Source organism: Actinoplanes lutulentus (genome assembly GCF_003259845.1).
Lineage (GTDB): Bacteria > Actinomycetota > Actinomycetes > Mycobacteriales > Micromonosporaceae > Actinoplanes > Actinoplanes lutulentus.
The window spans coordinates 1-23,696 of record NZ_QLMJ01000006.1 but is presented as its reverse complement, the minus strand read 5'-3'; the positions used below and the strand labels follow the sequence as shown (position 1 = coordinate 23,696).

Genomic DNA, 23,696 nt, shown 5'->3' with positions numbered 1-23,696 from the left:
TGTCGCCGCCGCACGCACCACAAGGGTCGGCGCATGACCGGAACTCCTCCGCACGGGCATCCCCGCGCGGACGCCTCGCCCGCGAACAGGCAGAGTAACGGTGTGCACCCGGACAATTACTCCTCGCCCGATTCACTGGACAACTCCGAGGAGCTCGTTGCCGCACCCGGGCACGGCGGCGTCGGTGTCTTCCAGGCGCCGCAGCCGGTCCGGCCGCGCAGCACCGGGGTCGACACCACCATGGACATCGACTCGCCCTTCCTCGACCTGTTCGGCGGCACAGCCACACCGGCGCGCACCGGGAGTACCCGTCCGAGTGATCTTTATGCGGAACCGCTGGATTCCGATCCGGACCGTGGCTTCGGGTTCAACGACCGGGCGGCCACTCCGGTTGCCCCACAGGCCGAACCACTGCCGGCCGTAGATCCACACCCGCCGGTCGCCCACCCGCCCGTCGACCGGCCGTCTTTCGATCGGCCGCCGGTTGACCGGCCGCCGGTTGTTGATCGGCCGCCCGTCACACCGGCTGAAGCTCGGCCGTCTGTGGCGGCGCCTGCCGCCATCCCGCTTCCGCCGGCCGTGACGCCGGAGCCGCATGCCGCGATTTCGCTGCCGGCCGCCGAGACGTCGGCCGCGCCCGTCGTAGGCGATACGCCGGGGTGGGGTGGCTCGCCCTTCACCAGGGCGCCGGCCGGTCCCGAGCCCGACTACTACTCCGAGCCCGAGCCGGCCTCGCAGCCGTTCCCGCCGTCGTTCGACCAGTCGTTCGACCAATCGCCGTTCGACGAATCGCCGCTTGACCAGGCGTCGCTCGACCAGTCGTTCGGGCCACCTTTCGCGCAGGAGCCCACCCGGGCCGAGCCGGTGCCGGACGAGTTCGACTTCAGCGAGTTCGACAACTGGCCGCCGGCCACCGGGTCCGCTGCTGCTCCGGCGGCCGTCACGCCCGCGCCGGAGGTGCCGCGTCCCGCGGCTGTGGAGGCGGTTCCCAGCCCGGCTTTCTGGCAGGCGACCCCTCGGGCTCAGGCGGCGAGCGCTTTACCCGTACCCGTCCCTGAGAAGGCGCCTGCCCGCCGCCCGGAGAAATCTCCCGCGAAGCGGGAGAAAACGGCGAAGCCGGTCAGGCAACGCAAGGATGAGAAGGCAGCGGCGCTGCGGCCGCAGAAGCTGAAGTTCAGCGACCGCGACCCGGCGATGGAGCTGGCGATCAGTGAGATCGCCGGGCATCTGACCTTCACCCAGAGCACCGTGACGGCGTGGTACTACCTGCCCGAGGTGCGCTGGGCCTTCCGGCCCGACGCGGAACGCGAGGCGCTGCTCAGCGCCATCTCCGAGCAGTACGCGGGACTGGCCGGCTTCCGGCTGCACCTGCGCCGCACCACCCGGCCCTTCCCGGCGGACGAGTGGGCCCGCACTGTCGACTCCTTCACCGCGAAGCCGTTGCCCGACGTGCACGGCGGCACCTCGTGGTCCGACCACCTGGTCGCGGCGCAGCGCCACCTGCTGTCGGTCAACCACGCTGAGGGGCAGACGTTCCTCGGCGTCACGTTCGCGCGCCGCTCACTCGGCGACACGTTCTCCGAGCGCATCCTGCGGATGTTCGGCAAGGGCACCTCCGACGGCGAGCGCCGCAAGCTGGGCCGGACCGTCGAGCAGTTCGACGAGGTGCTCAACGCGTTCGGCATGCGCGGCCGCCGGGTCACGCCGCAGGAGCTGGAGTGGCTGCTCTACCGCTCGGTGGCGCTCGGCATGGCGCCGCCCGGGCTGCTCTCCCCCGTCACCAACGGGCACTGGGAAACCGGCGACCTGCTCGCGCTCACCGAGCAGGTCGAGCGCTACCGCACGCCGTACGGTTCGACGGTCAAGCTGGTCAACCGGATGACCGGCGAGGAACGGCACGTCGCCGTCCTCTCCGTCGGCCGGATGGAGCCGTTGGAGATCCCGGAGAAACACGAGCCGTGGATGCACTTCCACGAGCGCCTGCCGTGGCCGATGGAGCTCTCCTCGCGGATCGACATCCTCGGCTCGAACAGCTCCTTCAAGAACCTCGAACACCGGCTCCGGATGATTCGCTCGCAGCAGCTGGATTACGCCGAGCACGGCATCGACGCCCCGCCCGAGCTGGAACGCCTCGCCAAGCGCGCCCTCGTGATCGGCGACGAGATGACCACCGGCCTGCCGGTCGAGTCGGCCCGTGCGCACGGCTGGCACCGGCTCGCGGTCAGCGGCGCCACCCGCGAGGAGTGCTTGGAACGCGCACGGCGGCTCATCCAGCTCTACTCCCGGGAACTGCGGATCTCCCTGCAGCACCCGAAAAGCCAGGACCAGCTCGCTCGCGAGTTCATCCCCGGCGAGCCGATCGCCAACACCGGTTATGTACGCCGGATGCCGGTGAAGCTGCTCGCGGCGGCCCTGCCACAGGCCGCTTCCAACGTCGGCGACCGGCGGGGTGACCTGATCGGGCGTACCGCGGGAACCTGCCGCCGGCCGGTCTTCCTCGACCTGCACTTCCCGATGGAGGTGCGGGAACGCTCCGGCCTCGGCGTGTTCGTCGCCGAGCCCGGAGGTGGCAAGTCGACGCTGATGGGCGCGCTCGGATACCTGAACGCACGCCGTGGCGTCCAGGTGACCCTGCTCGACCCGTCCGGGCCGCTCGCCCGGCTGTGCCAGATGCCGGAGTTGCGGCCTTATAGCCGCGTCTTGAACCTCACCGGCTCGGAACAGGGAACTCTGGCGCCATACGCGCTGATCCCCACGCCGATCCGTTCCGAGTTCCCGACCGGGCCGTCCGGCGACCGCGAATTCGAGATCGCCGTCTCCAACGCCCGGGCCGAACGCCGCATGCTCGTCCAGGACATCTGCTCGATGCTGGTGCCGCCGCAGGTCGCCAAGGAAGCGTCCACCGCGACGCTGCTGCGGCACGCCGTCCGGCAGGTGCCCGCTGAGGAGACCTCAACGCTTGACGACGTTGTGCGTACGCTCCAAAGCTTGGACGACGACGAGGGCAAGGAACTCGCGAACCTGCTCCTCGACACCGCCGAGATGCCGCTGGCGCTGCTCTTCTTCGGCCACCCGCCGCCCCACCTGCTCGGCGCCGACGCGGCCCTCACCGTCATCACCATGGCCGGCCTGCGCCTACCCGACCTCAAGATCGAGCGGGAGTACTGGTCAGCCGAGGAGTCCCTGGCCCTGCCGATGCTGCACACCGCACACCGGCTCGCCGTCCGCCGCTGCTACGGCGGATCCATGTCGTCCCGCAAGATGGTCGGCCTCGACGAGGCGCACTTCATGGAAGGCTGGCGCTCCGGCCGATCCTTCCTGGTCCGCCTCGCCCGCGACTCCCGCAAGTGGAACCTCGCGGCCCTGGTCGCCTCACAGAACCCGCGGGACATCCTCGGCCTGGACGTCCAAAACCTCGTCTCCACCGTCTTCGTCGGCCGGATCGCCGAAGACCAGGAGATCGCCTCCGAAGCACTCCGGCTCCTGCGGGTGCCGGTCCATGACGGGTACGAAGCGACACTCGCCTCGCTCTCCCAGGTGGACACCTCGTCCCAGCACCGGCTGGGCTTCCGCGAGTTCGTGATGCGGGACGTGGACGGGCGGGTCCAAAAGGTCAGAGTCGACGTGTCATACGTCGAAGGGCTGCTTGAACATCTGGACACGACACCGGGGGCGGCACCCCAAGTGGCGCTTCCGCTCCCGTCCGACCTGGAGGTTTGAGATGGTGCGGCGGGGGTTGGCGCTGGTAACGGCGATGATTGTCGTCGCGGTGGCATCGATCGCTTGGGCAGTGGCGGCACCGCAGAGCGCATTCGCGGCGCCGGCTAAGGCACCGGGCGGTCTTTGCAGCACGGAGGAATGGCAGCAAGATCTTTCTGGTTGCGTTAACCGACTCACCGAGGTCACCGGAACGCGGGCTGAATGTTTAACCCCTCCCACACCCAGCACTCCAGATTCCGGGCTGGCTGGTTGGTTCGCGGAACGCCCTGCGTCTTCGACGCAGCCTGGCCCTCAGGGCATTTACAGCCAATACGGGTACGCAGGTTACAGCTACACCACCTACGACCTAGACAGCGGCTGTGCCTCAACTCTTGTCGACCCTGATTACAAGTTTGAGACGACGATAGCCAACGGCGAATTCATGATTGCAACCGCCGTTATTGGTGCGTCGAATGCCCTTCGCGAACGGGCATGGGATCCGACAGAACTCTGGGGATGGGCAAACCCACTCGTAGACCAAGCAACCAAAGCTGTCTACGAGAAAGTATTTAGCGTATTCGGCGTAATAACGTTGGCAGTTATCGGCCTCTACCTTCTATGGCGCTCTCAGCAAGCCGACATGGGGGCCGCCACGACAACAGCTGGCTGGGCAATTCTGATCATGGTTGTTGTAACCGCGATCGCTGCCTGGCCAGTCCGGTCCGCCAACATTGCGGACCAAAGCCTCATTACGACACTAGGTGTTGTTCATGACGCAGTGGGTCCTCGCGCAGTCGACACACCCGCCGAGCAGTGCGACGATCCCACGCCGGGGGCATGCGACGACAACCGACCGCCTGCTGTACGAGCAAGCGATACCGCCACGGAAACCATGCTCTACCGAAACTGGCTTCGGGGGATCCTCGGCTCAGCCGATAGCGAGACCGCACAGAAATACGGTCGCGCGCTTTATGACGCCCGCTCGCTTACGTGGGATGAGGCTCAGAAGATCCGGGATAACCCGGAAACCCGTGAAGGGACCCTGAACGCAAAGCGGGATCAGTGGAAGAAGGTTGCCGAACAGATCAAGGCGGAAGATCCGGAAGCGTACGAGTACCTACAAGGCATTAACGGAATGGATCGCATCGGCGCCGGATTTATCGCAGTCCTGGCAGCAGTCATGTTCGCAATGTTTGACCTCACTGCCTCGATTCTCGTACTTCTTGGATTTCTGATCTTCCGCTGGGCTGTCATCGCCGCCCCAATCCTGGGGACGATTGGCCTCCTACGTCCCGCAAGCTCCGGCATCCGACGACTCGGCAATGCCGTCGTTGCTGCGGTATTCAACATTGCCATTTTTGGAACTGGCGCCGCCATCTACCTCTTTGCTGTAGACCTAATTATGAATACGGCGAGCCTGGCCGGATGGCTCCAGGTCGTCTTGGTCTGGCTCACCGGTGTTGTCGGCTGGCTGCTTCTTCGGCCCTACCGACGCATCACCCAGCTCGGCGGCAAGGACGGCGCCGCAGCGATCGCATCCGGTGGTTCTTGGCATCGACGCTTCTTCCGCGATGTCCGCGAGGCAGCCAAGCTTGAGGTTGCCGAAGGCGGCGGGACCCGCGAACCGACTTTCGGCAAGGATGGACGTCCCGTCTATGTCGAGCAGCGGAACATGCGGCCGGAAGCCCGCTTGGAAGACCCGTCGCACTCTGCAGCGACACAACACGAGATCGCAGGCGGACCCAGCACATCACCGGGCGTCGTAAAACGGCCGGACGGTAGCGAAAGCGTGCGGGACGAGGGTGTCTCCACCGAGCCGGCGCGACACAACCAACCGGCGCAGGCACGCTCGCGCTCGAATTCGGAGTGGGCCGAGCCGGAGGTCGCGGAGCGGCCCGCCTCTTACGCGATCTACCGACCGGAGACCGGTTCGACGACCCAAGAGCCGGCCAGTAGCCCGCGGATACGCTCCGAGGCTCGGTGAGAACGTGGCTGGGCTGATCGAACGCTCCCTCACCGGAATCTTCCGGTCTCGGTGGGGCGTAGCCATCGTGCTTGTCGGCATTGTGTTAGCGGTTGTGGGTATTGGTCGTCTGTTTTCGGATGGACAGACAGCCTCACCAACTCTGAACAGTGATAGCCCGGTACCCGCGATCAGCGCGGATCCGGCTGAAGACGACAGCGTTGTCTCTTCCGAGCCGACGCCGACGCCAAAAACCAGCCCTGGGCGGGCGCAGCCCGAGGCCGTCGCTTATGCGTTCGCCTCAGCGTGGGTGAATCACGGATCAGTCAGCGCGGAGAAATGGCGTGACCGTCTGCTGCCGAACTCCACGAAAGATCTCTCGAACCAGCTCAAGGGCGTCGACCCCGCAGGTGTGCCGGCCGAACGTGTGATCGGCCGGCCTGAGCTGGTGGCGGTCAACGAGACCATGGTGAACGCGATTGTCACCATGGACACTGGAAAGCTGAGCCTCCGGCTGGTCTCACCGGAGGGACACTGGCTGGTCGATGGCATCGACTGGGAGTCGGCGTGAGAGTTCCGCGGCCTCGCAAGATTGTCCTGCTGATCTCCCTGGTCGTGACGTTCGTTCTGCTCTGCTGCGGCGGCACCGTGACAGCTCTGCTACTTGGCGGCGTCGGCGACGATGAGCAGAGCGGCCTGAACTCGGCGTTCGGCTGCGGCAAAGGCGGGCCTGTCGACCCGGATTCGAAGCTGCCGCGGATTAGGCCTTACGGCGCTACTCAGATCCGCAATGCCGCCACGATCATCAACGTTGGCGCTGATCTTCAGATGCCGCCTCGGGCCTGGGTGATCGCGGTGGCTACCGCTATGCAGGAGTCACGGCTTGTCAGCCTCGGGCACCTTGGCGCGCGCAACGACCATGACTCGCAGGGTCTCTTTCAGCAGCGGCCGAGTTCTGGCTGGGGTACGCCGGAGCAGGTGCGGGATCCGGTGTACGCGAGCACCAAATTCTACGAGAAGCTGAAGACGGTTGAGGGCTGGGAGACCATGCCGCTTACTCGGGCGGCGCAGTCAGTGCAGATCAGCGCTTACCCGGACGCCTATGCCAAGCATGAGCCCATCGCTACCCAGATCGTCAACATGCTCGCCGATGGTGCTGCCGCGGCGGCCGGTAGTTCGGTCACGATGATCTGCGCGGCGTCCGGTCAGATCGCGGCCTCAGGCTGGACGATTCCCCTTCGAGCCGGCGTTGGCTCCGGCTTCCGCAGTCCGGAGCGTCCGAACCACCAGGGCGTCGACCTGAGCGTGGACAAGTACACACCGATCGCAGCGGTCGCCAGCGGTGTCGTCTCGATGGTGAAGTGCGATGAGGATTTCAGGGGACGCAAGAGCTGCAATGTGGATGGTTATCCCGGCAAGGGCGGATGCGGTTGGATGGTCGAGATCCAGCACGCCGGGAACGTCATGACGCGTTACTGTCACATGGTGCAGAAGCCCTTCGTTCGGGAGAACCAGCAGGTCGCGGCCGGTGATGTGATCGGCCGGGTCGGCTCCAGCGGCAACTCGTCCGGGCCACACCTGCACTTCGAGGTTCATCTGAACAACGACCGCTCCAGCTCCGGCGCCATTGATCCGGTGCGTTTCATGCGTGAGCAGGGAGCGGCGCTGGGCGGCGAGGGATGAGCGACGGATTCCCGGACCCGTTTGCCATGAATGCGGAATGGGCTTTGGACGCGCCTCGCCCTGTTATCCCTACGCCGGCCACCATGGGTGGGCAGTTGCGTGGGAAACGGGTCGTGATCGGTTCACCGGGGCTCGGCTGGCGGGGTGATTTGCGCGCCGACGAGAAAGTTGTTCAGGGCAGCCGGACTTATGTTCCGGTGATGGCGGAGTCGGAGTGGTACCGCGCCGAGGCCGAACAGACAGAAGTATTCGCCGCGCTCGTGCCGGTCGATCGGGTCTGGGTCGAGGAATATGGAGTGGCTGGCACTACGTCGTCCTCACGACCTAAAGAACCGCAAATGGTCTCCCTCGACGAGCCGCCCCGGCGTCCGCCGGTTGCGGCCACCGAGGCTGATTTCCTCACCGGCCGCCGCGTCGCTCGGCTGCTCGAGGACGGTGGCGAGCAGCGGGATGTCCGCGCGGTGACCGAGCTCTACACCAGCGACAACGGCGAGATCTGCGCACGTATCAGCGAGGAACTCGGCTGGTATCGCTGGGGCTGGGACGGCCGTACACCCCGAACACTCGAGGTCCCGGCAAGTCTCCTTTGGCTTGAATAGCTTACAAGATCTTAGTAGCGCCACATACGCGCCATCCGTCATCGTCTATTACGACGAATGACCATGGCTCCGTTCGCCTACTAACGGAAGTTCCTTTCGAAAATCCGGCGATCGTAAGCTCTGTCGAAACGCTCTTACGGTCACCCGCGTCGGGCGATACGGAGAGCGAGCTCCAACTGACGGACACATTTACATCGAATTTTTCTTCCCTGTCCAAAATCTCGGAGCGCAGGGCCGCTAGCTGCTCAACATTCAAGCCGGCCTTGCAGGTATAGAGTGCCGTTTCTTGCTCGTCTTGGCTCTCAAGATATGCGCGCAAGAAATTGTCGACGACTGCGTCTGGGGCCGTTCGCTCGATCTCCGTAGCGTCGTCGTACAAAACGAAGAAGATGCCGGCTCCGCCCAAGCACAACAACCCCATAACCCCGGCCGTCAGCGCCAGCAGCAACCTAGCCCTCCGGCTCCTCAGCCGCCCGCTCTTCAACCCCGTCCCACCCGGCCGGCTTCCGTCAGATGTCACCACGGTCCCGGCCTCCCACCCTCAGACGGACCCGATCGCATACCCGCGACACTAATCCACCCCCAGAACATGGAAGTCCACAGCGAACCCCCAAAACCTCTGGATCTCCACAATGGCGTCCTTCACCACGGCCAGCTCCTGCGCCGACAGAGCCACCGAGTCGTCCCACACCGGCTCGGCGGGCAGGTAGAACCCGTAAGAAGAGAGCCCTCGATCGACCGCCACGTGCAGAACGTGGCCGGCGAACTCCACCCGCATGGTCTCCCGGTCGACCCCGAGCAGCAGGACCCCGGAATCAGTCCGCGCCGCCTGGCTGCGTACCTCGTGAACTGCCATCTCACGCTCCGACCGGGTCGATGGTGGTGAGCCGGGTGGTCGCCGGGTTCTCGAACAGTGCCCGGCGCTCCACAGCGTTCCAGATGCCGTCGGCGCGCGGGTTGTGGGCGAACGCGGTTACCTCGCCGACCGCGGTTGACGCGTACCTCTCGGAGAGCCGGCTCCAGATGTCCCTGGCCTGCGTCTGGCGTACGGGTGACCCGTCCTCGAAGAGCCGCAGTTCGTCGAAGCCGGCGCCGCCCGGGGTTTTCTCCAGCGTCACTGACGTCACCCCGTCCGTGTTCTTCTCGGCGAATACCCGCATCGGCGTACCGTCACCGGCTCGTCCGGAGTAGAAAGTGGCGCCATTCGCCGGGCTGCGTACGTCGGCCTGCTCGACCTGGCGCATGAGCCGGTGGAATTCGGAGTTCTGTCCGAAGTGCCGGGCGAGCTGTCCGGCGTTGCGGGCGACGGCCTCGCCGCCGGCGTGCTGGAGCAGGTCCGCCGCACGGGTGAACATCTGCGCGATCTCGCCTTCGACCATCTGCAGCGAGCGGTGGATGAGCTCACGACAGGCGAGCCGGGTGGCGGCGACGAAGACGGGTACTTCGGCGAGCGTGGCGCCGGCGGTGACGAACGCGGTGGCGACGGCCTGGCCGACCTGGAACGACAGGATGGTCAGCTGGGCGATGTACGCGGTCTTGAGCGCGACGGTCACGCCCGCCATGGCGATCAGCCCGGCGCCGATCAGCTCGACGGCGGTTGCCGCGTCGGTGAGGCGCCGGCCGGGGCCTTCGCCGCCGTTCCACCATTGTTCGAACGCCTCGACGGAGGCGCCCTCGTTCTCCATCCAGACCCGGCGGGCGGCGGCGTCAGCCTCGGCCAGGTGTGCCCGCAGCCGGGTGCCGTGTTCGATCCAGGCGAGCCCGTCGGCGTGCAGCCGGTCCTCGTCGGCCTGCGGCCAGCTCAGACCGATCCATTCCAGAGGCTCGACCAAAGCGAGTGGCAGCTCGATGGTCATGTCACACCGGCCGAGATCTCAAAAGCGGAGGCCTGATCGGCCTCGGCCACCGCACGCGCCTGCAGGGTCAGGCTGAGTGCCGCGTCACCCATCTGCTGTACGTACGACCCGAGCGCACCAAGCGCATGACCGAGCACCGCCTGGTACGCGACAGCGAACGTGCTGCCGCTCTCGTCGTCTCCCCACGGGTTCCCGGATCCGGCGACGGTGTTCTCCAGCACGGCCACGTCGTCGGCCATCCGCTGGGCGACGCCGGCGAGGGCGCTGCCCGCGGACGCCACGATCTCGGTATCAAAAGCAAGAACGATCATGGCCGGTCCGCCCGCCGGCAGATGTCGTACAGCGCGGTGGAGATCTCGGCGAACCGCCGCTCGGCCATCGCGGAGGCGTCCGCGACCTGCTCCTCGAAGGCCTCGCCACAAGCGAATGGCAAGCTGAGCTGAGCCGACGAGAACGCCGCCATCAGCCCGTCCCGCAGTTCGGAGACAGGCAGCGAAGTCACTCGTGGGTCGAGGGCCAGATCCCAGAGCCGTCCGTCCTCGGCCAGCTCGACCCGGATCCACCCACCGGCCGCCTCGCCCGTAACGACGTAGTTCGCGTCCACTGCCGCCTCCAGATGCACGTGACCCTGTGCAGGTGGATACCCCAACACCACGCTGCGAGTTCAAACGCGCACACAAAGCAAAGGCCAAAACCCGGCACGAAAACTGCGACCGGGTACGCAACGCGGCACTCGTCCGGGCCTGGGATAGGTTTTAACCGCGGACAGGAGGTGGTGGCAGTGGCTGATTCGACTCTGCGGGTCCGGCAGGCCGCTGCTTTGCACCGGCAAGCCGTGGCGACAGTGGACGCGGCCGCTGCGGCGATGGAGGCATACGCTCCCGCCGCGGCCGACCCACGGGAACAGCACCGGATAGCCGATCGCCTGCGCACGTTGGCGTCCCGGCTGGTGCCCGGCTGGCTCGGCGTGACGCTGGACGCGATGACGCCGCGAGGACCACTGGGCGGCGAGCGGATTCCGCAGTTCGTCCGGGTCGGCATCGCCCAGCCGCTGGACGACGTCCGTTTCCCGGCCGTGGTGCCGCTGCTCGGCACCGGCCATCTGACGATCGACGCGACCGCCACCGACCCGCGGGTGTTCGCCCTGCTGCGGTCGCTGCTGGTCCGCCTGCTCGCTTCGGCCCCGGCCGGCTCGCTGCTGGTCCGCGCGGTCGACGGTGTCGGCGGCGGTTCGGTCTTCGCGCCGTTCGAGGAGCTCGCCGACGCCGGCCTGATGTCGCCGCCGGCCACCGACCGCCAGGGCCTGCGAGACGTGCTGTCCGAAGCGGAGAAGTGGCTTCGCCCGGCACGAAGCAAAAGAAGCGACAGGGGCGAGCGGGGCGACAGCACCCGGCGCTCCCAGCGCGACCGGATGATGCTCGTGGTCATCGCCAGCCTGCCGGAACTGACCGAGGGCGAGGAACTGCGCCGGATCGCGGCCCTGGCCCAGCAGGGTCCGGATTCCGGGCTGCATCTGATCGTGGCCGGCTGGCCGCCTCCCCCGCTGACCGCGGAGACATCGCAGGCGCCGCTGCCACGGACCACCCCGATTTCGGTACGCAACCCGTTCGCGATCATCGGCGACCCGCCGGGCGGAACATTCGGGTCGATTCCCAGTGCGCTGTGGCTGAACGCGCCGGTCTTCCTCGACGAGGAGCCGCCGGCCCGCCTGATCGACGCGGTCTGCCAGGAGCTCGCGGCCGATTCGGCGGAGGCATCCCGGGTGACGCTCGCCGACCTGCTGCCGGAGTCGTCCGAGCAACTGTGGAGCGGTGACGCGGCGGCCGGCCTGGAGACCGTGGTGGGTCGCCACGGCGACGTGCCGCTGGTGCTGCGGTTCAACGACCTGACCCCGCACTGGATGGTCGGTGGCCGTTCCGGAGCCGGCAAGACGGCTTTCCTGATCAACGTTCTGTACGGCCTCGGCGCCCGGTACAGCCCCGACGAGCTCGCTCTCTACCTGCTCGACTTCAAGGAGGGCGTCTCCTTCGCCGAGTTCGTGCCGACGCAGCGGGATCGCACCTGGCTGCCGCACGCCCGGGCGGTCGGCGTCGAGTCCGACAGGGAGTACGGCCTGGCCGTCCTGCGTGAACTGGACGCTGAGATGGGCCGGCGCTCTCTCGCGTACAAAAGGGCTGGGGTTTCGCGTTTCACCGATCTGCGGATGGTGGCGGCCGAGGAAGGCCGCAGCCAGCCGCTGCCGCGCGTGCTGTGTGTGATCGACGAGTTCCAGGTGCTGCTGGCGGGCAACGATCCGACGGCCGCCGAGGCGGTGACGCTGCTGGAGTCGCTGGCGCGCAAGGGAAGGTCCTACGGCATCCACCTGGTGCTGGCGAGCCAGACCGTGCTCGGCGTCGAGGCGCTGTACGCGAAACGCGACTCGATCTTCGGCCAGTTCCCGGTGCGGATCGCGCTGCCGGGCGGCGGTGACGTGCTGGAGCCGACGAACGACTCGGCGGCCGGCCTGCCGCTGGGCAGTGCCGTGGTGAACACGGCCGGTGGCCTGGGCGGGCCACGTGGCGCGACCCGCGGCCACGAGCGTGTGGTCCGGTTCCCCGATCCGCACGCCGACCAGGACCTGCTGAGCGATCTGCGGCACCGCCTGTGGGGTGCGCGCGACCAGGAGGCGCAGCCACCGAAGGTGTTCGCCGGTTACGCGCACCAGCACCTCGCCGACGACCCGACGTACCGTGCGGCGCTGACCGGCCGGTCCTCGCGCCCGACCGCGCTGCTCGGCCGTGTGATCGACGTGAGCCTCTCCACGGCCGCGTTCCCATTGGACTCCTCGCCCGGGCGGCATCTGGCGATCCTCGGCTCGTACAGCGGCGGCGCGGAGGTGCTGGACGCTGCGGCACGCAGTGTGGCGGCGTGCCACGCCCCGCGCTCCACCCGGTTCGTGATCGCCTCGCTGGTGGCCGAGGGCGACGACCTGGCGACCGCGCTGGCCACCGAGATCGGTCACCGGCAGGAAGTGGTGGTGGTCGACGCGGCCGGCCTCGCCGCCGAGCTGGACGCCGAACGCCCCGGTTACCGCGTGGTGTTCGGGATGGACGCGGCACCTCCGGGCAGCCTGAGCGGTCTGCGGCAGCTGTTGCGCGAGGGCCCGAGCCGCGGCGCGCACCTGCTCTCCTGGTGGCGCGGCGTGCGCCGGTTCAGCGAGGAGATCGGCGGCAGCATGGGCCGCGAGGACGTGGCCGGCCTGCTCTTCCTGAACGTGCCGCAGAGCGACGTGACGATGATGCTGAGCCGTCCGGTGGACTGGCACCCCCGGCCGAACAGGGTTCTGCTGCACGACCGGCACACCGACCGCACCGTGACCGTGGTCCCGTTCCTCGCTCCCGAGGAGGGTGACGCCCCATGACCGAGCAGGCCGAACAGGCCGAGCAGCGCGGTTTGGTGCCGGCACAGGCCGCACCCCCGCAGGACGACCCGTGGGCGGACTACCTCGCTGCCGCCCGCGATCTGGACGCCGTCCGCCGGGCCGCAAGCTCGATGGCGGGCGAGCACGCCGAGACGGTCACGGCCGCACGACAAGAGCTTTCTTCGGTACGCGCGAGGCTCTCCCCGCAACGAGCACGGTTGACACGTGATTTCGGCGTACCCGATCTGGATCTGACGCCGCAGCCGGAAGACCAGGCTGTGGCAATGGCGAAGGTGGCCGGCGGGCCGGCCGCTGTGCTTGCCGCGCTGCGCGAAGCGCGCGTGACGGCGGACGCCGCGGATCATGCTTTCATCGGTCCGGCGCCGACTGGCCCGCATCGGCCCTACGGTCGCAACCTGCTGGTCTACGGGCCGTTCGCGGCCGTGGTGCTGCTGGTGCAGGTGATTCTGTTCCTGCTGGTCGGCTCGCCGCCGGATTACGCGCTGTGGTGCGCGCTGAGCATGCCGCTGCTGGCGTTCGGGCTGGGCTGGGCCACGATCGGCTTCGTCTACGAGGACGAGGGTGTGAAAGTCGACCGCACCCCGGTGCTCGGCGTGATCGTGTGCCTCGTGCCGGTGCTGCTGACCTGCGCCGGCCAGGGACTACAGGCGCTCTTCAACTAAGAGATGGGCAGGAGCCATGGCTAGCGTCGAAGAGGTCAAGGTCAACGTCGCCGCCTCGGTGGAGGGCGCTCAGCGGGCCGTCGCCGGCATCCAGCAGGCGTCGGATCAGCTGGATCAGTCGCTGGTGCTGCTGCGGATGACGGCGGTGGGATCGTTCCACCCGGCCGCGGCCACCGCCATCGCCAATCTCGAGCAGGCGAAAAGCAGACTGGAAGAAGCGGTCGCGCTGACCGTGTCCGCGATGGACTCGGCCAACACGTTCCGCAGCCTCATCTAGCGTTTATCAAGGCCATCGCCTCGGCGCGGACCTTGCCGTCGGTCTGGAACGCGCCACGCACCGCTGAGGTGACAGTGCGCGCGCCGACCTTGCGGATGCCGCGCATCTCCATGCAGAGGTGCTCGCACTCCAGGACCACGATGGCGCCGCGGGCACCGAGCTTCTGCATCAGCAGATCGGCAATCTGCGACGTGAGCCGTTCCTGGACCTGCGGGCGGCGGGCGAAGACCTCGACAAGCCGGGCCAGTTTCGACAGGCCGGTGATGCGCCCGTCGGTGCCCGGGATGTAACCGATGTGCGCCACGCCCTTGAACGGCAGCAGGTGGTGCTCGCACATGCTCTGCACCTCGATGTCGCGGACCAGGACGAGTTCCTCGTGGTCCGCTTCGAACGTGGTGGTGAGCACGGACGCCGGGTCGACCCGGAGGCCAGCGAAGAGCTCCGCGTAAGCGCGGGCGACCCGGGCGGGAGTGCGTTCGAGACCGTTACGGTCCGGATCCTCGCCGATCGCGATGAGGATCTCCCGGATCGCTTTCTCGATCCGCCCGAGGTCGACGGCCTGCTCGACCGGGGTTCCGGTGAGCTTGCCGTCGACCAGACGGGCGGCGAGGTAGTCGAGTTCGTCGTGCGCGATGGCTAGTTGCTGCCTTCCGAACCATTCGCGTTCGGGTTGGTACCGACCGCGATCTGACCGTCTGCCTCGGCCTGAGCCTTCAGCTTCTCCCGCTCGGCGGGAGTTAGCACCGGCGGAGCCTCGGAGGGAAGTCGCTTGCCGAAGCCGTTGAACGGCGACATCGGCGGGCGTTTCGCCACCCGGGCGCAGATCCGGTTCATGTCGTCCTGGGTGATGGTCTCTTTCTCCATCAGTTCCAGGACCATGTTGTCCAGGACGTCCCGGTACTCGACCAGGATCTCCCAGGCCTCGTCGTGTGCGAGCTCGATGAGCGCGCGCACCTCCGCGTCGATGTCGGCGGCGACCGAGTCGGAGTAGTCCTTCTCGTGGCCCATGTTGCGGCCCATGAAGGGTTCGTCACCACTCGTGCCGTACTTCACCGCGCCCAGCTTGGAGCTCATGCCGTACTGCGTGACCATGGCACGGGCCAGGGCGGACGCCTTTTCGATGTCGTTGCCGGCGCCGGTGGTGGGCTCGTGGAAGACGAGCTCCTCGGCGGCCCGGCCACCCAGCGCGTACGCCAGGGTGTCGATCATCTCGGCGCGCGTCTGGGTGTACTTGTCCTCGGTCGGCAGGACCAGGGTGTGCCCGAGCGAGCGGCCACGAGGAAGGATCGTCACCTTGTGCACCGGCGCGGAGTGCGGCAGTGCGTACGCCACCAGGGCGTGTCCGCCCTCGTGGTACGCGGTGATCTTCTTTTCCTTGTCGCTCATCGCCCGGGTCCGGCGCTCGGGGCCGGCGATGACCCGGTCGATCGCCTCTTCGAGGAACTCGTTGGAGATCGCGCGCTTCTCGTTACGAGCGGTCAGCAACGCGGACTCGTTGATCACGTTGGCCAGGTCGGCGCCGGAGAAACCGGGCGTGCGGCGGGCCACCGCGTCGAGGTCGACGTCGGGCGTGAACGGCTTGCCCTTGGCGTGCACCCGCAGGATGGCCTTGCGACCCTCCATGTCCGGGTTATCCACCGGGATCTGCCTGTCGAAACGGCCCGGGCGCAGCAGCGCCGGGTCGAGGATGTCGGGCCGGTTGGTGGCCGCGATCAGGATGACTCCACCCTTGGTGTCGAAGCCGTCCATCTCGACGAGCAGCTGGTTGAGCGTCTGCTCGCGCTCGTCGTGACCGCCACCCATGCCGGCGCCGCGGTGCCGGCCGACGGCGTCGATCTCGTCGACGAAGACGATCGCCGGAGCGTTCGACTTGGCCTGCTCGAAGAGGTCGCGGACCCGGCTCGCGCCGACACCCACGAACATCTCCACGAAGTCCGAACCGGAGATCGAGTAGAACGGCACCCCGGCCTCGCCGGCGACGGCGCGGGCCAGCAGCGTCTTACCGGTACCGGGCGAGCCGAAGAGCAGGACGCCCTTCGGGATCTTCGCGCCGAGAGCCTGGTATTTCGCCGGGTTCTGCAGGAAGTCCTTGATCTCGTGCAGCTCCTGGACAGCCTCGTCGGCGCCCGCCACGTCGGCGAACGTCGTCTTCGGCGTGTCCTTGGTGATCATCTTCGCTTTGGACTTGCCGAAGTTGAGCACCCGCGAGCCGCCACCCTGCATCTGCGACATGAACAGCAGCAGCAGGATCACGAGGATCGCGATCGGGAGAAGGTTGATCAGCAGACTCAGCAGGATGTTGTCGCCGGAGACCTTGGCGTCGACCGTCCCGGTGATGCGTCCGGCGGCTTTCGCCTGCTGGATGTCATCCCAGATCTGCTCGGTCACCCCGTACGGGTACTGAGTCTCGATCTTGTCGGTGGTCTTGCCATCGAATCGCTCGGGCGCGGCCAGCTCGATCTGGAGCGTCTGCTCCTTGTCCTTCTGGACGACCTTCTCGATGCCGGGCTGGTTGAGTCGCTCAAGGGCGACCGAAGTATCAACCCGCTGGTAGCTGGGACCACTGGTGAAGAATGAGCTCAGCGCGACTACGCCGATGATCACCAGAATGATCCAGACCACCGGGCGGCGGAAGAAACGCGTACGTTCCATACTGTTGTCGGGCGCCAAGCGCCCGGACCCTCCTGATCGGCCGTCCTGGTCACCTCAACGTCACCGCCCTCAGGCGGCCGCCGGGTTTCCGATCACCTTTTGTAGTGGCGGTGAATCGGGCCCGGCCCCTCCGGCATATGTGACACCACGCCATTGGTCACTCGACCGTACACCGTAGGTGCCGATTGCGAACCCGTGAGCCCGGAGGGGCACCCCGCTGTACCCGCCGGTAAGCATGGGCGGTATCGGTTCAAAACCGCCCATAACGACGCTTACTGTGAACACGCTGGGAAAGCGGTTCAGCTACGGGCGTACACCTCAGGCTTAAGCACCCCGACGTACGGCATCTCCCGGTAACGCTCCGCGAAGTCCAGGCCGTACCCGACCACGAACTCGTTGGGGATGTCGAAGCCGACGTACTTGGTCGGGACCTGCACCTTGACCGCGTCCGGCTTACGGAAGAGCGCCACCACCTCGACGCTCGCCGGGGAGCGCGACTCCAGGTACTTCATCAGCCAGGAGAGCGTCAGCCCGGAGTCCACGATGTCCTCGACGACGAGCACGTGCCGATCGGTGATGTCCCGGTCCAGGTCCTTCAGGATGCGCACGACACCCGAGGAGGTCGTCCCCTGCCCGTACGACGAGACGGCCATGAACTCCATCTCGGTCGAGGGACCTTGCCGGCCGAGCGAACGGGCGAAGTCGGCCATGAACATGACCGCGCCCTTCAGCACGCAGACCAGGAGGATGCCGTCCTTGACGTCCGCGTGATCCGCGGCGACCTGTTTGGCCAGCTCATCGATCTTTTCTCGGATCTGTTCCTCCGAGATGATCACGTGGTCGATGTCGGTGTCGTACCAAGAACCATCAGCCATGGCCTTAGCCTGCCCCATGGAGGTTACCGATAGTCGAACGGGGCCGGATTCCGTTCTGCTTGTCTCACTTGATATGGGTCGGAACCACCCGAACGAGGTGATCGGACCGGCGGGCCACGGCGATGCCGTCAGGCAGGAACACCGGGCCCTGACCGTGCCAGTCTGCCACCAGGGCGTCCATCGCCACCACGTGCTTGTACGCCAGCGCGCCACCGGGCGCGCCCAGCTCCCGCGCCCACCGGTGCAGCACCCGCCCGCGGACCGCGCCGGAGAGCCCGGCCAGCCCCGCGACCGACAGGCCCTCGGGAGCGCGAACCACTTCCAGCGCGTCGCCGGCCAGCTCGTCCAGCGCCTCGTTGTCCGCCGCCACCAGCGAGGCGGTACGCGCCAGATTGTTCACCACGGCCGGGCCGAGCGCGTCGACCAGCGCCGGCAGCACGGTGCCGCGGACACGCGATCGGGCGTACGCCGGATCGGTGTTGTGCGGGTCCTCCCAGGGCGCCAGGCCAAGGGCCGCGCACGCCTTGCGGGTGTCCGCCCGGGCCACGTCGAGCAGCGGGCGCCGGAACACCCCGCGCCGCCCCGGCATCCCGGACAGCCCGCGCGGGCCGGCACCACGGGCGAGCGCCAGCAGCACGGTCTCCGCCTGGTCGTCGCGGGTATGCCCGAGCAGCACCGCGGCCGCGTCCAGCTCGGTGGCGGCAGTGGTGAGAGCTTCGTATCGGGCGGTACGCGCGGCCGCCTCCGGCCCACCGGTCAGGCCGGCGACCATAACGGTCTCGATGCGCACCGGATCGAACCCGGCATCACGCGCCCAGGCGGCCACCGAGCGGGCCCGGCGATCCGAGCCCTCCTGCAGGCCGTGGTCGACCGTGACGAGACCGACCCGGTCAAAACTGAACCGGGCCGCCGAGGCGAGCGCGAGCGAGTCGGCCCCGCCCGAGCAGGCCACCAGGATCAGCGCGTCACCGGGCAGGTCGGCCAGGCCGCGGCGAACCGCGGTTCGCACCGCGGCGACCGGAGCCGGGATCCGGGCCATGTCAGCCGTGCACCCGGGCGACGTACGCGTCCGGGTCGGCCAGCTCCTCCAGCCGCGGCAGGGTCAGCGGCGACTCGAAGGCCTTGTTGAACCCGGCCATCCCGACCCGCTCCACCACGCCGTGCACGAACTTGCGGCCCTCGGCGTACTGACGCATCTTCACGTCGAGGCCGAGCAGGCGGCGAATGGCCTTGTCCAGGGAACTGCCGCTCTCCCGGCGCCGGTTGAACTTGGCCCGGATCGAGTCGACGGTCGGGATGACCTCGGGGCCGACCCCGTCCATCACGAACTCGGCGTGCCCCTCAAGCAGCGTCATCAGCGCGGTCAGCCGGTCCAGCACGGCGCTCTGCGCGGGCGTCTGCACGATGTCCAGCATCGAGACCCGGCTGTCCGGGTCGCGGACCGCGTCGGAGAGGGTGGCGACACCCCGGCGCAGCCGCTCCAGGATGTGCTCGCCGCCCTGCGACGCGTCGACGAACGCCTGCACCTCGCCGAGGAAGTAACCACGCATCCACGGCACCGCGGTGAACTGGGTGCGGTGTGTCACCTCGTGCAGGCAGACCCAGAGCCGGAAGTCGCGGGGGTCGGCCTCGATGCGGCGCTCCACCTCGACGATGTTCGGCGCGTTCAGCAGGAGCTGGCCGGGCTCGCCGGAGAAGACCTCGTACTGCCCGAGGACGCGACCGGAGAGGTACGCCAGGATCGTGCCCGCCTGCACCCCGGTGACCCGGGAGCCGATCGCGTCGGCGAGCGGGCCGGGCGGGTTGTCACCGGCGACCCGGCTCACCAGCGGGCCGATCACCCGCTGGAGGCCGGCGATGTTCACCTTGGCCCAGTCACGCCGGTCGACCACACGGACCGGTGGGACCTCCACCTGCGAGGTCAACCCGGTGTAGGCCGCCACGTGCCCGGCGGCCTCCTCGGTGAGCGCCCGCAGCTCGGAGACGACCTGTGTGGCCTCCTCGAGCGAGACCGCGGGCCCGGTCTTGGAGAGCGCGCCCGCGGTGGCGGCGGCCAGATCCCAGTCAACGAACTGCGCCATGCAGCCCACCGTACCCGTGCGGATCCAGGTCGCACTCCGGTGAAACCCCGGGTCTGTCGGTCAGCAGCCGCACGCCACCAATCGTGCGGCGATCTTGTCGAGCCCGGCACGAGCCGCGATCGCACTCGCCCCGCCGACCGCCATGATCGCGAAGACCAGCACCCGGCCGTCCTTGGTGATCAACACCCCGGCCAGGGTGTTCACCCCGCTCAGCGTCCCGGTCTTGGCCCGGACGATGCCCTGCGCCGACTGGTTCGGGCTCGGCGTCACGAACCGGGTCCGCAGCGTGCCGGACCAGCCCGCGACCGGCAGGCCGTTGAAGAGCGCGCTCAGATCGGCGTTCGAGCCGTTCGCCGCCAGCGCCAGGGTCTGCACCAGCATGTTCGGGCTGATCCCGTTGTTCCGGGAGAGGCCGCTGCCGTCGTACAGATTGGCCTCCTCGGCCGGAAGGCCGAGCTCCTTCAGCTTCTCGATCATCGCCTCGGCGGTGCTGTCGAAGCTGGCCACCTTTCCGGCGGCGAGCGGAACCTGCCGCGCGACCGCCTCGGCCAGCACGTTGTCGCTCTGCTGGAGCATCCAGTCGACGATCTGCACGAGCGGCGGCGAGTCGACTTTGCCCAGCTCCTTGCCGGGCGTCCAGCCGGTCTCCGCGGGCGCCGACGCGTCCGGCGCGGCACTGGCCGCGGCACCGGTCTCGGCGAGCTTCGGCGCTGTTCCGGCCTTCACCGACGCGGTCACACCGAGGTATTCCGCGAACAGCTTGCCGGCCGCGTTCGCCGGGTTGGAGTACCGCGGGTCGCCACCGAAGTCGTTGTGCACCGGCTCGATCCGGCCACCGTTCGTCATGAACGGCTGGATCCGCGCCACCTGCCCGTCGCCGATGTCACTCGAACCCCATCCGGTCGCCGTCTCCGGACCCTCATAGAGCGACATATCCACGTAGACCCGGGTCGCCGCCGTGCCACCGAGCGCGTTCTTGACCAGCTCAGCGAGCTTGTCTAGCCGCGCCGCACCGGGGAAGAGCTGGTTCTTGTCCACCGACATCGTCGGATCGCCCGCCCCGATGATCACGACCTCACCGGGGTTCTCCCCGGCCACCACGCGGGTGGTCAGCCGATACGCCGGCCCCCGGGCGGCCAGCGCGGCCGCCGCGGTCAGCAGCTTCGTCGTCGACGCCGGAGTGGTCGGCACTTCGGCGTTCTTCGCGTACAGCGACGTCGACGTGGCAGCGTCCAGCACCGAAACGTGCACCGAATTGCCCAGCACGCTCGAATTCACCAGCGGGTCGAGCGCCTCCTCCACCGCCGCGGTGTCCGGCGTCGCCCCTCCGGCCTCGGCCGCGGCCAGCACCGGCGTAGGCGTCGGGTCCGGCGAGGGCGGCGCCACGCTCGGCGAGCTCTCCGCCTCGGCGCCGAGCCATCCATCCACCGGCCCAGGCCGCACCACCAGACCCACTGCCGCCACCAGCGCCAGAAGGATCACAACCGAAAGAACAGAAACCATTTTGGTACGGGATTTACGCCCAGGAACCGCCTCGACCAAGCGATCACCGTCGCTGGTTGCGGCCGCTGCGCCGCCGCCGGGAGGACGCGCGTCTCCGCTCTCCCGCTTCCCGGCCTCAGGAGCGGGCGAGACCGGCCGGGTCGTGTTCAGTGGCACGGAGGCCCGCCCGTAGCTGCCGCCCGAGGTCGGCTTCACCTCAGGAACACCGGCGGCCTCAGCCCCACCGTTCCCGCCATTGCCGCCATGCCCGCCATTCCCGCGGTTTCCGGCAGGGGCACCGGGGGAGCTGGGGGCACCGGGGGCACCGGGGGCACCGGGAGCACCGGGAGCGCCGGGAGCGCCGGAAACGGCAGCGCCGGCCGCAACGTTCCGCACTCCGGGGAACTGCGCCGTCGCGTCCGCATCTCGCCGCGGAGCAGCGCCAGGAGGAATCTGAGCGCCCTGCCGCACGCCAGGGAACTGAGCCGTGGCGTCGCTCGGCCGCACCCCGGCGTCAGGCTGCGCGGCAGCCTCCGCGGGCCGAGGCGGACCGGACCCCCACGGGCTACGCGGCGAATTCCACGATCCGACCGGCCCGGGACCGCTGGGCGGATATTCCCCGCTCCCCCCGGTCGGCTCGCCCTGCGCGGTGGGCGGCGGGTTCGCCCAAGACGGCTCGGCCGTCACAGGGCTGGCCCAGCTCGGCTGCTCGGTAGGCATCGCAGCCTGCTGGCCAGGCGCGTTCCCACCAGCAGGCGGCCGCGACCAATCCACCGGCGGAACAGAACCCTGCCCAGCCGACGGCGAAACCGCCGCGCGACCCGGACTGGCCTGCGGCGCTGCGGGTTGCGGCGTCGCTGGCTGCGGTGACACCGGCTGCGGAGTAACGGGCAGCGGCGCCACAGGCGGTGATGCCGGAGGCGGCGTCACCGAACCGCGCCCGGGCTGCGGCGCCGAAGGCGACAAAGGCACCAGAGGCGGCGAAGCGGGCGGCGGCGTCACCGACGCACGACCAGGACCGGACTGCGGCACCGAAGGCGGCACAGGGCTCTGCCCCGGAGCAGGCGGCGGCACGCTCGCACGCCCCGGAACCTGCTGGGTACTCCCCGCCCACCCATAACTGGCCGACGGGTCCGAGATCGGCGAACCGGGCCACGGCACCGTGCCCGGCACACTCGCCCGTCCCGGAGTCCCGGGCGGCTGCCGCCCGGCCGAAGACTGGCCCCCAGGGGCCGAATCTTGCTGCCAAGGAAAAGGCTGTCGATGTGATTCGGGCGACGACGGCACCCCGGCACGCCCAGCAACCTGCTGCGCCGGGTTCACCTGCCCGGATTCGCCCTGGTCAGGCCCGGGCACGCCGGACCGTCCAGTGGCCGCTTTACCCTGATCGGCACCGGATTGCGAACTCGACACGCCGTCATTGACCGCGTCGTCATGTGAATCTTGCCTCGTCACACGCCCCTCCTCGCCCGTGGCGTCAGACTTAGGGGAGACTAGCGACATCCGGCACACCGTTGCGCGCGGATCCTGCGGGCCCCTGTTCCATGCCTCGCTTCCCCGCCCGGCGAACCGGTCTCATCACGCGGGCAAGCAAAAGGGGAGCGAATAATGGATTTCGACGTCTTGGTTGAGATCCCCAAGGGGCAGCGCAACAAGTACGAGGTCGACCACAAAACAGGTCGTATCCGGCTCGACCGGACCCTCTTCACCGCGACACAGTATCCCGCGGACTACGGCTTCATCGAGGGCACCTTGGGCCAGGACGGCGACCCGCTGGACGCCCTGGTGCTGATCCAGGAGCCGACTTTCCCGGGCTGTCTGGTTCGTGCCCGCGCGATCGGCATGTTCCGGATGTCCGACGAGAAGGGCCGCGACGACAAGGTTCTCTGCGTGCCGTTCGAGGACCCGCGCCAGGAGCACCTGCGGGACATTCACCACCTGGGCGAGTTCGACCGGATGGAGATCCAGCACTTCTTCACGGTCTATAAGGACCTGGAGCCGGGCAAGTCGGTCGAGGGCGCGACCTGGGTCGGCCGCATCGAGGCCGAGAACGAGATCCGCGCGTCCTTCAAGCGCGCCGAGGCCGCCGAGGCCGAGGGCGACGGCGAGCACCACTGACAAACCGCTCCCGCCTCAACCGCTGACGACCGCACCTGCGTGCCCCAACGCCCGCAGGTGCGGTCGCATGCCACCAACATCCACTCCGGCCGCCCCTCACCGCTGCTTCAACAGCAGCGAGACAGCAGCGACCCTGCTGGTCAATTGAGGAAGCCGTCTCCCGGGGGATCAGTGCCGTCGAACTGTGGGCGGGTGTGTTCTGTCGCCGAAGGTCTCATCGTCGCGGGGTGCGAGCCGATGCTCCTATGGATGTCAAGTGGTGGGTGGGGTGTGGTTGGTGGTGATGATTTGGTAGATCTCGCGTGCTATGTAGCGTTTGAGGCAACGG

19 protein-coding genes are annotated in these 23,696 nt (G+C 68.2%); 9 read left to right on the top strand and 10 right to left on the bottom strand.

Annotated elements, in window-relative coordinates; translation table 11 throughout:
- Positions 1 to 33: 33 nt before the first annotated feature.
- The 5 genes from B0I29_RS15375 to B0I29_RS15355 are packed head-to-tail and all read left to right on the top strand — an operon-like array spanning position 34 to position 7,944.
- On the top strand, positions 34 to 3,720 hold the full coding sequence (locus tag B0I29_RS15375) for an ATP-binding protein (RefSeq protein WP_111649672.1): 3,687 nt from the start codon (positions 34 to 36) through the stop codon (positions 3,718 to 3,720).
- A 1-nt stretch (position 3,721) separates the two neighbouring features.
- Entirely contained in the window at positions 3,722 to 5,683 is a 1,962-nt protein-coding gene (locus B0I29_RS15370) for a DMT family transporter (protein WP_111649671.1), read from the top strand.
- Between the two features lie 4 nt (positions 5,684 to 5,687).
- Entirely contained in the window at positions 5,688 to 6,233 is a 546-nt protein-coding gene (locus tag B0I29_RS15365; protein WP_111649670.1) for a hypothetical protein, read from the top strand.
- Positions 6,230 to 7,345 (top strand): M23 family metallopeptidase, encoded by a 1,116-nt coding sequence (locus B0I29_RS15360; protein WP_111649669.1) that lies wholly within the window; start codon positions 6,230 to 6,232, stop codon positions 7,343 to 7,345. Before B0I29_RS15365 ends, B0I29_RS15360 begins: the two co-directional genes overlap by 4 nt.
- Positions 7,342 to 7,944, top strand: a complete 603-nt coding sequence (locus tag B0I29_RS15355) for a hypothetical protein (RefSeq protein ID WP_111649668.1) — start codon at positions 7,342 to 7,344, stop codon at positions 7,942 to 7,944. The genes B0I29_RS15360 and B0I29_RS15355 overlap by 4 nt, the downstream gene beginning before the upstream one ends.
- Before the next feature lie 571 nt (positions 7,945 to 8,515).
- On the opposite strand, the gene B0I29_RS15345 is transcribed toward B0I29_RS15355, so the two are convergent.
- From B0I29_RS15345 to B0I29_RS15330, 4 genes are read right to left on the bottom strand one after another with little or no spacing between them, the layout of a single operon-like run.
- Positions 8,516 to 8,800, bottom strand: coding sequence for a hypothetical protein (locus B0I29_RS15345; RefSeq protein ID WP_111649667.1), 285 nt, complete (start codon positions 8,798 to 8,800; stop codon positions 8,516 to 8,518).
- A 1-nt stretch (position 8,801) separates the two neighbouring features.
- A complete protein-coding gene (locus tag B0I29_RS15340; RefSeq protein WP_111649666.1) occupies positions 8,802 to 9,800 on the bottom strand; it encodes a WXG100-like domain-containing protein in 999 nt (332 codons plus the stop codon).
- The gene (locus B0I29_RS15335) at positions 9,797 to 10,111 is read right to left on the bottom strand and encodes a hypothetical protein (RefSeq protein WP_146616797.1); all 315 of its coding nucleotides are present in this window, start codon (positions 10,109 to 10,111) and stop codon (positions 9,797 to 9,799) included. The genes B0I29_RS15340 and B0I29_RS15335 overlap by 4 nt, the downstream gene beginning before the upstream one ends.
- Entirely contained in the window at positions 10,108 to 10,404 is a 297-nt protein-coding gene (locus B0I29_RS15330) for a hypothetical protein (protein WP_146616796.1), read from the bottom strand. The genes B0I29_RS15335 and B0I29_RS15330 overlap by 4 nt, the downstream gene beginning before the upstream one ends.
- Before the next feature lie 168 nt (positions 10,405 to 10,572).
- Between B0I29_RS15330 and B0I29_RS15325 the strand changes: the two genes are divergently transcribed.
- The 3 genes from B0I29_RS15325 to B0I29_RS15315 are packed head-to-tail and all read left to right on the top strand — an operon-like array spanning position 10,573 to position 14,160.
- A complete protein-coding gene (locus B0I29_RS15325; RefSeq protein WP_111649663.1) occupies positions 10,573 to 13,200 on the top strand; it encodes an FtsK/SpoIIIE domain-containing protein in 2,628 nt (875 codons plus the stop codon).
- Positions 13,197 to 13,883 (top strand): hypothetical protein, encoded by a 687-nt coding sequence (locus tag B0I29_RS15320; protein WP_111649662.1) that lies wholly within the window; start codon positions 13,197 to 13,199, stop codon positions 13,881 to 13,883. Before B0I29_RS15325 ends, B0I29_RS15320 begins: the two co-directional genes overlap by 4 nt.
- Before the next feature lie 16 nt (positions 13,884 to 13,899).
- Positions 13,900 to 14,160 carry a hypothetical protein gene (locus tag B0I29_RS15315; RefSeq protein WP_111649661.1) on the top strand — a complete coding sequence of 87 codons (261 nt, stop codon included), beginning with the start codon at positions 13,900 to 13,902 and terminating at the stop codon, positions 14,158 to 14,160.
- Here B0I29_RS15315 and folE read toward each other — a convergent pair.
- The 6 genes from folE to dacB all read right to left on the bottom strand — a co-directional run bounded on the left by folE (position 14,153) and on the right by dacB (position 21,271).
- Positions 14,153 to 14,794, bottom strand: a complete 642-nt coding sequence (gene folE / locus B0I29_RS15310) for a GTP cyclohydrolase I FolE (protein WP_111649660.1) — start codon at positions 14,792 to 14,794, stop codon at positions 14,153 to 14,155. The two genes, B0I29_RS15315 and folE, sit on opposite strands and share 8 nt — an antisense overlap.
- A gap of 2 nt (positions 14,795 to 14,796) precedes the next feature.
- A complete protein-coding gene (ftsH, locus tag B0I29_RS15305; RefSeq protein ID WP_111649659.1) occupies positions 14,797 to 16,812 on the bottom strand; it encodes an ATP-dependent zinc metalloprotease FtsH in 2,016 nt (671 codons plus the stop codon).
- 299 nt (positions 16,813 to 17,111) lie between these two features.
- Positions 17,112 to 17,687 carry a hypoxanthine phosphoribosyltransferase gene (hpt, locus tag B0I29_RS15300; protein ID WP_111649658.1) on the bottom strand — a complete coding sequence of 192 codons (576 nt, stop codon included), beginning with the start codon at positions 17,685 to 17,687 and terminating at the stop codon, positions 17,112 to 17,114.
- Between the two features lie 64 nt (positions 17,688 to 17,751).
- The gene (gene tilS, locus B0I29_RS15295; RefSeq protein WP_111649657.1) at positions 17,752 to 18,726 is read right to left on the bottom strand and encodes a tRNA lysidine(34) synthetase TilS; all 975 of its coding nucleotides are present in this window, start codon (positions 18,724 to 18,726) and stop codon (positions 17,752 to 17,754) included.
- A gap of 1 nt (position 18,727) precedes the next feature.
- A complete protein-coding gene (locus tag B0I29_RS15290; protein ID WP_111649656.1) occupies positions 18,728 to 19,768 on the bottom strand; it encodes a zinc-dependent metalloprotease in 1,041 nt (346 codons plus the stop codon).
- Positions 19,769 to 19,828: 60 nt separating this feature from the next.
- Complete coding sequence (gene dacB, locus B0I29_RS15285) at positions 19,829 to 21,271, bottom strand: D-alanyl-D-alanine carboxypeptidase/D-alanyl-D-alanine endopeptidase (protein WP_111649655.1); 1,443 nt, start codon at positions 21,269 to 21,271, stop codon at positions 19,829 to 19,831.
- 1,587 nt (positions 21,272 to 22,858) lie between these two features.
- On the opposite strand from dacB, the gene B0I29_RS15275 reads away from it, so the two are divergent.
- A complete protein-coding gene (locus B0I29_RS15275) occupies positions 22,859 to 23,368 on the top strand; it encodes an inorganic diphosphatase (protein ID WP_111649653.1) in 510 nt (169 codons plus the stop codon).
- Positions 23,369 to 23,696 lie beyond the last annotated feature (328 nt).